Below are 9,564 nucleotides of genomic sequence, written 5' to 3'. Positions count from 1 at the left end.
ATATATTAAACGATTGACATATGCGGATTTTGTGGTATACTTGTTTATAATATGCGCGTACTTTTGATGTCCGACATTCACAGCAATTTCGAAGCGTTTTCCGCAGTGTTATCTGAGGAAAAGGGATTTGATTGCCTGTGGTGCGCGGGAGATCTGGTCGACTACGGTATTTCGCCGAAGCCGATTATCGAATGGTTTTGCACTCACACGGCAGAGAGCCGTCTTGTCAAAGGCAATCACGACGAGCATTTGGTGAACGTATGGCGCACGGGAGAGTTCGAAAATATTTCTTCGACGCAATTCAAATGGGTTCATCAAAATTGTCTTCAGCTTAACGAGTATCATGTGTCTTTTTTGGATTCGCTGCCGGACAGTATGGCATTTGAAGCGGACGGCAAATATTATCTTATGACGCACCGATTCGATAAAACCGTTCCGTATCGCGATATAAACAGCGTTGAAGAGTTCGATATTTTTTGGAATGCACATACGCCGACATCGTATCATACTGCGTCCGAACGTCGTATTATTGTCGGGCATACACATCGTCAGTGCGCCCACTGCCTTTACGGAAACCGAATATGGATAAATCCGGGAAGCATATCGTACCGCCGTCCCGACGAAAACGATAAGAGCGCGCAGTATGCGGTGATAGAAAACGGAGCACTCGTTTTCAAACGAATACCTTATGATCGCAGTGTACAATTCACAGCGGCGAAAAGATATAAAGAAAACAAAGCGATGATGGAAACGGAATTACAGGATTTTTATTTCTTTTTCGGAAATGCAAAAACGACGAGGGATCCGCTTCCGGAAGGAGATACATGAAAGCTTACAGAAGACTCCGATTCGACGGTATCGAAAATTTTCGCGATCTCGGCGGCTGGGAATGCAATGGCGGAGGGATGACAAAATACGGCATATTTTATCGATCGACCGAACTTGCCAAAGCGACGAAAGCGGACTTACAGCGCATTGAAGATTTGGGCATACGGACGATCCTCGATTTGCGGCATCCTCAAGAAATAACTGCTCGTCCCGACCCTTATCCGAAATCCTGCGTGTATAAAAACATATCGGTGCAGGGGTCGATCGCTCCGGGCGAGCTCAAAGTAAACGGCAACGTCTATATGACGCATACGCTGTGCCGTATGTATCGGCAGCTTCTTACCGTAAGCGGCGATGAATTCCGCAAAGTGCTGTTTTTTTTAGCGGATGCCGAAGCGCCGGCGCTGTTTCATTGCGTTGCGGGAAAGGATCGCACGGGACTTACCGCGATGTTTTTATATACGATCGCGGGTGTTGATGAAAAAGATATCGTCGCGGACTACGAAGTGAGCCACACCTATATCAAAGGCTTTATGGCCGATGTTTCGGGTTCACGCTATACGAATATGGAAAAGCTCCTCGATTTTTTGCACAAAACATACGGAGGGGTTATGCAGTATCTCGATGCGATAGGTGTAACGGATACGGTGCGCAAAAAAATATACAAAAAATTTGTTATGAGTTGATCGCAATCCAATGATGAATCGATTTTTGCAAAGGGAACCGTAGGTTCTTTGTTCTTAATAATTGCTTTTGGAGGACAGCTTTATGAAAAGATGGTTAGCGGCTTTGCTTGCCGGCAGTGTGATCGTATCTGCCGCCTCGGCATTGGGACAAACGGAAGGCGTTCAACGCAAACAGGATTTTGTCAAAGTATGGGTGTCCAGCGGCGCCGAAGACGGCGTGTATCGAAAACTTTTCGATACCATCAGAACCGCTTCGGGCATTACGATTCGCGACGAATATTATCCGAAAGACGAACTTGACGGAAAACTGCAAGTGGCTCCCGTTGTGGGAGATGCTCCGGATATGATTATCGTCGATTACCTGCAGATGCCCGCATATTATGAAGCGGGACTCATTGAAGCGCTCGATAAATATATGCCCGCGTCTTTAAAAAGCGATTTGATCCCATCCGTCGTTGCCGAATCAACGTATCAGGGAAAACTTATTTCGACCGCTCAGTTCGATGCGGGTATGGGACTGTGGGCAAATAAAGCGATGCTCCAAAAGGCGGGCGTACGTATTCCCGTAAGCTATAAAGAAGCGTGGTCGAAAGCGGAATTTGAAGATGCGCTCAAAAAACTCAAAGCGAGCGGAGTTCCGTATCCGATTTATATACGTCAAAATAAACCGTCGACGCTGTATTTTACGTATATGCCCATCCTTGCAAGTTTCGGCGGCGACTATATCGACAGAAAAACGCTTCATGCCAAAGGAGTGCTTGACGGTCCGAATACGGTTGCGGCGTACGATTATCTTACGTGGCTTTTAAAACAGGGATATCTCAACGGCAGATGCGATTACGAAGATGCGTTTTACGGAAAAAAAGAAAGCGCGCTTGCGCTCATCGGTCACTGGAAATATACCGATCACGTAAAAAATCTCGGCGACGATGCGATAATCATTCCTCCCCCGAATTTCGGAAAAGGCGTATTCACATGCTCGGGGTCGACCGTATGGGCTATGACGACCGCTGCAAAGCAAAACGGAATCGCGGATGACGTGTGGCGGATTTTACAGATGAGCCTTGAGCCGGCGAATATCCGAATCGTTACCGATTTCAACGGGGCTATTCCGTCTCGAAAATCGGTTATGGATCAAGTTGCAGCTTTGCAAAAAGGCGGGCGCTTATATTTGTACCGCGAACAGCTTGAAGCGGGTATTTCCGTACTCAGACCGCTTACACCCGCGCACATGACCATTTACACCGCCATGCAGGCGGCGACCGGAGATATCATTCACGGGGCGGATGCGAAAACAACGCTTACCGCAGCTGCAAAAGAAATCGACGCCGTCATCAAAGAAAACGGCTGGGATAAATAAGCATACTGCGGCGGGGAACGGATAGAGATCCCTTCCCCGTTTTGCCGTTTTTACGGAGGAAGAAGCATGAAATCTTATTCCGGAAAATTAAGCGGATTGCAAAAAAGCCAGGCTCGTACCGCGCGGCTGTACTGCATTCCCGCATTTTTGTGTATTTTTATTTTTTATTTTTTCCCTTTTATTCTTGCGGTTTTTTATTCATTTACAAATAAAATGCTTGTGCCGCGGATGGGAAAGCCGACCGATTTTGTCGGCTTGCAAAATTATCTGCGCCTGTTTACGAATGAAACGGCGGCGGTTGCGTTTCGTAATACCGCTTTATATGCGCTCATGGTCGTACCCGCGGTTATTTTGCTCGGGACGATCCTTGCCGTCTTTGTAAATAAACAGCTCACCGGCGTAAAAGTGTTTCGAGCCATATATTTCAGTCCGCAAGTCGTAACGATGACCGTTGTCGCCGTCGTGTGGTCGTATATCTTTTCTCCGGGCCAAGCCGGTCTTTTAAATTCGTTTTTAGGTCTGTTCGGCATTCCGTCGCAGACATGGCTGCAAAACGGAAATCAGGCGCTGCCGTGCCTTGCATTTATGTATATATGGCAAACGCTCGGTCTTGAAATGGTGATCATACTCGGCGGATTGCAGTACATCCCGCATGAATTGTACGAAGCGAGCTATCTCGACGGATGTTCCGTACCGCAGAGATTTTTTTATATCACGATTCCGATGCTGCGCAATACGCTCGTGTACGTGCTTATATCGGTAACGATCGGGTCTTTGAAACTTTTTACGCAAGTGTATGTGCTCACGAACGGCGGACCGAAAAATGCTACGGTATCGGTTATCTACCTTCTTTACAGAGCGGGATTTATCAACAATCAAGTCGGATACTCTTCCGCAATCGCCGTGGTATTCTTTTTGATCGTTTTTGCCGTTTCGCTCATTCAAAATCATTTGACGAAGGAGAAGTGATTTATGAGATCGCTCGTAAAAAAAACGACAACGGAAATCGTATATTATATTTTATATATACTCATTGCGCTGGTTTTTATTTTGCCGGTTTTTTATATGTTCATTTCGTCGGTAAAAGACGATATGCAGATTGTGGCGGATATGTCTACGATCAAAGCGTTCGTTCCCACGCTGCGTCCTTCATGGGAGCATTATGCGGAGATCATCGGCAAAGTAAGATTTTTTACATTTTTCAAAAACTCCGTTGTCGTTGCCGTTATGAATGTCGCCCTTGTAACGATTATCAATGCGATGGCAGGCTATGTTTTGGGAATGCTTTCGTTTAAGGAAAAGAATTTTCTGCTGGCGCTTGTCATAGCTCTTGCCATTATTCCGACCGAATCCGTCATCATCAATCGATTTATGATTGTTAATAAAATGCATTTGCTTAACAGCTATATCGGACTTGCGCTCCCGACGGCCGGTTATCCGATGCACATATTTTTGTATTACAATCATTTTAAAGGTATGCCGCAGGAACTCATCGATGCGGCGATCGTCGACGGAGAATCCTATAACGGAATTTTCTGGAAAATAATGCTGCCGCTGTCAAAACCTATTATGGCGACGGTTGCGATTATGAGTTTTGTACGATCGTGGGGCGATCTGCTTTGGCCGACACTTGTAACGCGAGATGAAACGTATCGGACGCTGCCGCTCGCACTTCGTGCACTTTCTACCGACGTCCATATTTTCTGGGGACAGATATTCGCATTTGCAGCTCTCATGACGCTGCCCGTCCTCATTATCTTTATCATATTCCAAAAGCAGTTTATCGAATCGCTTGCGATGACCGGTATCAAGGGGTAGCTGCGTTATGATTCGGATCCGCTATCTTGGAACGGGCGCAGCGGAAGGATTTCCCGCGCCGTTTTGCGAATGCGCTGCCTGCGAAAGGGTGCGGCGACTCGGCGGTAAAAACAGAAAAACACGCAGCTGCGCACTCATAAACGAACACATACTCATCGATTTGTCGCCCGATATTTTTATGCAAAGCTGGGAAAACAGCTTGCATCTTTCCGCCGTCGATACGATCGTCTTTACGCATTCGCATGACGACCATCTCGATCTTATGTCGCTCATGCTCAGGTGCAAAGACGGTGCGACCGTTTTGCCGAAAATCAAAAGAGACGAAAATTATATTTCGATATGGTGTAATGATGCCGTTCGGGAAAAAATTAATAAAAAATTTTCCGAAGAAAAACACGCAGACCCTTCCAAATTGCATTTTTCAAAGATAGCATACGGAGTTCCGTTTTCCGTCGGCGACATCGAATTTACCGCGTTTGAAGCGGATCATATAAAAGGCGAAGAATGTTGTATATTCGCGCTTTCGGACGGCACACATTCTTTTCTTTACGGTAACGATACGGGGCTTCCGCCTGAAAGGACATTCGATGCACTGAATCGCTATGGAAAAGTATTTGCTGCGATCAGTCTCGATTGTGCGCGCGGTACGCTGCCCGGAGATGCACATATGGGGCTGGCCGAAGACAAGACGGTTTGCGAACGGCTTCGTTCATGCGGACTTATCGACGGGGCGACAAAAATATATCTCAATCATTTTTCGCATATGTGCGGTTTAGCTCCGGACGAATTCGCGTCGCTTGCCGAAAAAGACGATATGTATTTAACGCATGACGGTATGGTCGTCACCGTATAAGAGCGGAGTCGCATTTTGGCTACGATAAAAGACGTCGCGGAAAGAGCGGGCATAACGGTGACGACAGTATCGCGCGTTCTCAATAATCGAGGTTATATCAGCGTGCAAACTCGCGAAAAGGTATATAGAGTTATGAGCGAGCTCGATTATCGACCGAATGAAATAGCGCGCGCACTCGTACAAAAGCAGACGAAACTCATCGGCGCGATCGTGCCGTCATTGCTGCATCCGTTTTTTTCAGCGTGTATCAATTATCTTGAAAAATACGCGTTTTCAAACGGATTTAAATTACTTGTGTGCAATTCGCAACAAAACAGCGAAAAAGAAAGCGACTATATCGACATGTTGAAATCGAATAAAGTGTCGGGCATCATTCTGTGTACGAGGAGCGGTAAAATTGCAAGCCGTCTCGATCAATTTCCCGTCGTTACGATAGAGCGCTCGATTTCCGATTCGATCCCTGCCGTTTTATGCGATAATTATCGAGGAGGTGTTTATGCCGCCGAACTGCTGCTCGAGCAGGGTTGCAAGCGTCCCGCAATTTTCAGCGGCATTCCTCGCATAAAGCTGCCTGCCGATCGGCGGGCAAAAGCGTTTGAAGATACTTGTCGAAAATCGGGAGTCGTGCCTGTCGTTATTGCTACGAGTGAAGAACAGTTTAACGATTTTGATTATCACAAAGCGATAAACAAAATGTTTGATGCCGACAGTTTATTTGACGGAATCTTTGCGACGAGCGATATCATTGCAGCTCAATTGCTTCAAGCGTGTACGGCGAGAAATATATCGGTTCCGAAAGATATGAAGATAATCGGCTTCGACGATATCGATATCGCATGTCTTACAAATCCTCCGCTTACAACCGTTCATCAACCGATTGAAGATATGTGCAGGTGTGCAGTCGAAATTATTATTAAAAAAATGAAAGGTGAAACGGTGCCTCCCCGAACCGTTTTTCCCGTTACATTGATCCGTCGCGCATCGACATTTTAATATTCTGCGCCCGAATGCGACTTTTTGTGATATAATCGTATACGCTATTTTTCGATACCGTATTAAATAATAAAAGCGTATCGATATACGGAGGCATAGTGATGAAAAAACGAATTCATGTAACGGCGTATGCGCTGCTTTGCATCGCCTCGCTCTTTGCGGCAAGCTGCGCGACGGTAAAAAACGTTCCCGCCGAAAGTAAGCGTGCGGGTGTCGAAACGACGGTTTCATCGGTCGACAAATACGGAAACTGCGCGCTTAACATTACGCAGGATGAATTTACCGCAGCGGGTTTCGAGCCGGGCGACATCGTGTCGGTAAAGGCGGGCACTTTCGCCTTCGATGCTCCCGTGTGTACGAATTACAGCGACGTCGATAACGGAAAATACCTCATCCGTTTGAGCAAGGGAACGGTATCTTTTGCAATCAATATGGGCAATTTTGCCAAAACGAGCGGAGCTGCAGCCGGCACTCCCGTCGCCGTCGCGATGAAAGGGAAGGGTGCATATCTTGCCGACTATAAAATCCGCCAGCTTAAAAAAAGCGAAAATCGGAGCGACTATGCATCAGACGAAGTCTTTGCCAATTTCCGCGAAGTAAAAGCGGGCGGCATTGCGTCCGGCCGCTTGTACCGATCGTGCAATCCCGTTTACGGCGATGCGCGGGCCCCTTATGCCGAAAAGCTCATACAGGCGAACGGCATTAGAGCTGCGGTAAACCTTGCCGACAGCCGCGAGAGCGCATGGAAACACATCGATGAAGCGCCGTATTACAAAGGGCTTGCGGAAAGAGGCAATGTCGTCTTCCTTAATATGGGCGTTGCGTTTACCGACGAAGATTTTATTAAAAAACTGCACGACGCCCTCGTCTTTATCGGTGAAAAGAAAAGCGCTTCTTATGTCGTCCATTGCAATGAAGGAAAAGACCGTGCGGGCTATGTGTGCGCGTTGCTCGAAGCGCTGTGCGGCGCGACGCTCGATGAAATCAAAGCCGATTATATGACGAGCTTCGAAAATTATTTCGGCGTCAAAAAAGGCACGGAGCAGTACGATATGATCGGAGGCGTTATCATCGGTACACTCGTATCGATCAACGGCGGACGGGGCGTTACCGATCGGAATGTCGGAAAAGTCGTTGAAAATTATCTTCGTACAAAGGTCGGCCTTACGCGAGAAGAGATCGACGCCGTGCGTGCGGCGCTGCAGTAGGAAAGTGCGTGCAGGACTCGTCCTCATGCGTGCGACGTAAACGCTTGAGCGGGGCGGGCGCAGTGCGGATCGAAATATGCATGAGCGGGTGCGTCAAAGCGTACCCGCTTGCAGATGCGGTGCAAACGTATCTGCTGTTGATAAAGGATCGGGAAATCGATATACGATTCTCCCTGCGGAGAATGTAGAATAAAAATTTAACAATGCAGCGTATTACATTTTTTTTATTATTAACAATACTATTTGCATCATGCAATGACCGTGAAAACAACTTTACGGAGATCGAATGCCCCGATGAAATATGCGCGCGTGCATTTAAATTTGCGGAGCTGTATAAAGAAACAGGGATGCAATATGAACTCGGCGGACAATCGCCTCTGCGTTCGGCGGGGATCGATTGTTCCGGTCTTGTCGTCATGTGTTACAAATATGCCCTTGTCGATACGAAATATCGTCTTCTTTTCGGCGATGCGTCCGTGAATGCCATTTATACGAACTACAGTACGCCGACGAAATTTCCCAGACGGGGCGATTTGATTTTCATGGGCAAAGCCGGTACGCCGAGCGTTACCCATATTGCAATTTTTGATAAAACAGAAAATGAAAAAGTTTATTTTATCGACAGTACGCAAAAAGATGATAACAATGACGGCGTTTACGAAATAAACGGAGTTACCGCACGGAATTATGAAAAAAATGACGGCAGAATCAAAGCGTACGGAAAGATGCGGTTGGCGTATTGAAAAAAATAGGGTATAGTATTCAATAGAGGTATCAATAGTTATGAGAAGAAATATATTTATTACTTCCGTTTTTATATCGATTTTTTTAAGCGCTTGCAATATTACCGAGCCGAACAGAATGGAAAATGCGACGGTAACGAATAAATCTTCGATAACACCGATCAATTTTAAGATTGACGGAATTACTTACAGTGTATCTAATGCCGCAGACAGCAGTATTACGATACAAACAAGATGGACTGATGCTGTTGAATTGTTGAATAATCCGAGAGTTTTAACTAATAAATATTATAATTATTCAAACGGCGATACATTAAAAATAGATTTCGGCGATATGCCTGTCTATAAATTTACGATAAAAAACAATTCAAATTCTAATATAACGCTTAAAGAAGCGAATAATTTATTAACCGACACATACGGCGGAACACTTACGTTGGCGGCTCATACGGAAGAACAGAATGTCAATATCTATACTGAGCAACCTCTTTTATCAGTTGTAACACCGACAAATATTTCTTTTACGATTAAAAGAGACGGTAAGGTTATTATTATCGAAGAAGTTTAATAAATCTTCAAGTAATATTTTTTATCGCTTTTATCAAAATAATTCTCATAACGATAACCGCCGACATCGCAAGTAAAATCAAATCGTATGTCGTTAGGATTAAGTCGAGTATGAACAACTCCCGTTGCAGCCGGCGGAATTGTTATCGATTGCGGCGAAGCAAATCTATCGTTCTGTACTTTTACCATTATTTGGTGTGTGAACGTATTAACTACATTTAATTCATACGTGGGCATATCTTCAATAATGGCGTTTTCCGCATATGTTTTAAATACAATCGGCTTGTCGGAAATAATTTTTCCCGCCGGAAAACTCGGCAGCTTCAGCGTCATACGCTCCGCCGGTTGAAGCGTAAAAACTGTATTACCGTGAGATATAAGTGTGAATTGTGCAGTATGTGAAGAATTATTAATAATATCCCTATCACGTACCGTAGAGATAAGCGAATCACACGAGGTGAAAATAAAAGCGGATATAAAAAACAATATTGGGGTAATAATCAATTAC

At 45.5% G+C, this 9,564-nt stretch carries 11 protein-coding genes; 10 read left to right on the top strand and 1 reads right to left on the bottom strand.

The window, feature by feature from the left end; translation table 11 throughout:
• The first annotated feature begins 51 nt into the window (after positions 1 to 51).
• The 10 genes from H9I36_RS07605 to H9I36_RS07560 all read left to right on the top strand — a co-directional run bounded on the left by H9I36_RS07605 (position 52) and on the right by H9I36_RS07560 (position 9,057).
• Positions 52 to 828: a metallophosphoesterase family protein gene (locus tag H9I36_RS07605; RefSeq protein ID WP_187384775.1), complete on the top strand. Its 777-nt coding sequence runs from the start codon at positions 52 to 54 to the stop codon at positions 826 to 828.
• A complete protein-coding gene (locus H9I36_RS07600) occupies positions 825 to 1,514 on the top strand; it encodes a tyrosine-protein phosphatase (RefSeq protein ID WP_187384774.1) in 690 nt (229 codons plus the stop codon). Before H9I36_RS07605 ends, H9I36_RS07600 begins: the two co-directional genes overlap by 4 nt.
• An 82-nt stretch (positions 1,515 to 1,596) precedes the next feature.
• Complete coding sequence (locus H9I36_RS07595) at positions 1,597 to 2,874, top strand: sugar ABC transporter substrate-binding protein (RefSeq protein ID WP_187384773.1); 1,278 nt, start codon at positions 1,597 to 1,599, stop codon at positions 2,872 to 2,874.
• Positions 2,875 to 3,102: 228 nt separating this feature from the next.
• The gene (locus H9I36_RS07590; protein ID WP_255422703.1) at positions 3,103 to 3,843 is read left to right on the top strand and encodes a carbohydrate ABC transporter permease; all 741 of its coding nucleotides are present in this window, start codon (positions 3,103 to 3,105) and stop codon (positions 3,841 to 3,843) included.
• A 3-nt stretch (positions 3,844 to 3,846) separates the two neighbouring features.
• On the top strand, positions 3,847 to 4,692 hold the full coding sequence (locus H9I36_RS07585) for a carbohydrate ABC transporter permease (RefSeq protein ID WP_016521702.1): 846 nt from the start codon (positions 3,847 to 3,849) through the stop codon (positions 4,690 to 4,692).
• Positions 4,693 to 4,699: 7 nt separating this feature from the next.
• Positions 4,700 to 5,545 (top strand): MBL fold metallo-hydrolase, encoded by an 846-nt coding sequence (locus H9I36_RS07580; protein ID WP_187384772.1) that lies wholly within the window; start codon positions 4,700 to 4,702, stop codon positions 5,543 to 5,545.
• Between the two features lie 15 nt (positions 5,546 to 5,560).
• Entirely contained in the window at positions 5,561 to 6,538 is a 978-nt protein-coding gene (locus H9I36_RS07575; protein WP_187384771.1) for a LacI family DNA-binding transcriptional regulator, read from the top strand.
• Between the two features lie 101 nt (positions 6,539 to 6,639).
• The gene (locus H9I36_RS07570) at positions 6,640 to 7,746 is read left to right on the top strand and encodes a tyrosine-protein phosphatase (protein ID WP_187384770.1); all 1,107 of its coding nucleotides are present in this window, start codon (positions 6,640 to 6,642) and stop codon (positions 7,744 to 7,746) included.
• 347 nt (positions 7,747 to 8,093) lie between these two features.
• On the top strand, positions 8,094 to 8,489 hold the full coding sequence (locus H9I36_RS07565; RefSeq protein WP_255422702.1) for an NlpC/P60 family protein: 396 nt from the start codon (positions 8,094 to 8,096) through the stop codon (positions 8,487 to 8,489).
• Positions 8,490 to 8,607: 118 nt separating this feature from the next.
• Positions 8,608 to 9,057, top strand: a complete 450-nt coding sequence (locus H9I36_RS07560) for a hypothetical protein (RefSeq protein ID WP_187384768.1) — start codon at positions 8,608 to 8,610, stop codon at positions 9,055 to 9,057.
• Here H9I36_RS07560 and H9I36_RS07555 read toward each other — a convergent pair.
• Positions 9,054 to 9,389 (bottom strand): hypothetical protein, encoded by a 336-nt coding sequence (locus H9I36_RS07555; RefSeq protein WP_187384767.1) that lies wholly within the window; start codon positions 9,387 to 9,389, stop codon positions 9,054 to 9,056. The two genes, H9I36_RS07560 and H9I36_RS07555, sit on opposite strands and share 4 nt — an antisense overlap.
• Positions 9,390 to 9,564: the final 175 nt, after the last annotated feature.

Origin of the sequence: Treponema sp. Marseille-Q4130, assembly GCF_014334325.1 — a bacterium.
In the GTDB taxonomy this organism is placed as follows: Bacteria; Spirochaetota; Spirochaetia; order Treponematales; family Treponemataceae; genus Treponema_D.
This window is presented reverse-complemented; position numbering and strand designations above follow the sequence as displayed.

Coding starts and splice junctions, on each gene's coding strand:
- H9I36_RS07590 (WP_255422703.1), top strand. CDS start 3,103: ATGGGAAAGCCGACCGATTTTGTCGGCTTGCAAAATTATCTGCGCCTG.
- H9I36_RS07595 (WP_187384773.1), top strand. CDS start 1,597: ATGAAAAGATGGTTAGCGGCTTTGCTTGCCGGCAGTGTGATCGTATCT.
- H9I36_RS07585 (WP_016521702.1), top strand. CDS start 3,847: ATGAGATCGCTCGTAAAAAAAACGACAACGGAAATCGTATATTATATT.
- H9I36_RS07570 (WP_187384770.1), top strand. CDS start 6,640: ATGAAAAAACGAATTCATGTAACGGCGTATGCGCTGCTTTGCATCGCC.
- H9I36_RS07560 (WP_187384768.1), top strand. CDS start 8,608: ATGGAAAATGCGACGGTAACGAATAAATCTTCGATAACACCGATCAAT.
- H9I36_RS07605 (WP_187384775.1), top strand. CDS start 52: ATGCGCGTACTTTTGATGTCCGACATTCACAGCAATTTCGAAGCGTTT.
- H9I36_RS07600 (WP_187384774.1), top strand. CDS start 825: ATGAAAGCTTACAGAAGACTCCGATTCGACGGTATCGAAAATTTTCGC.
- H9I36_RS07565 (WP_255422702.1), top strand. CDS start 8,094: ATGCAATATGAACTCGGCGGACAATCGCCTCTGCGTTCGGCGGGGATC.
- H9I36_RS07555 (WP_187384767.1), bottom strand. CDS start 9,389: ATGACGCTGAAGCTGCCGAGTTTTCCGGCGGGAAAAATTATTTCCGAC.
- H9I36_RS07580 (WP_187384772.1), top strand. CDS start 4,700: ATGATTCGGATCCGCTATCTTGGAACGGGCGCAGCGGAAGGATTTCCC.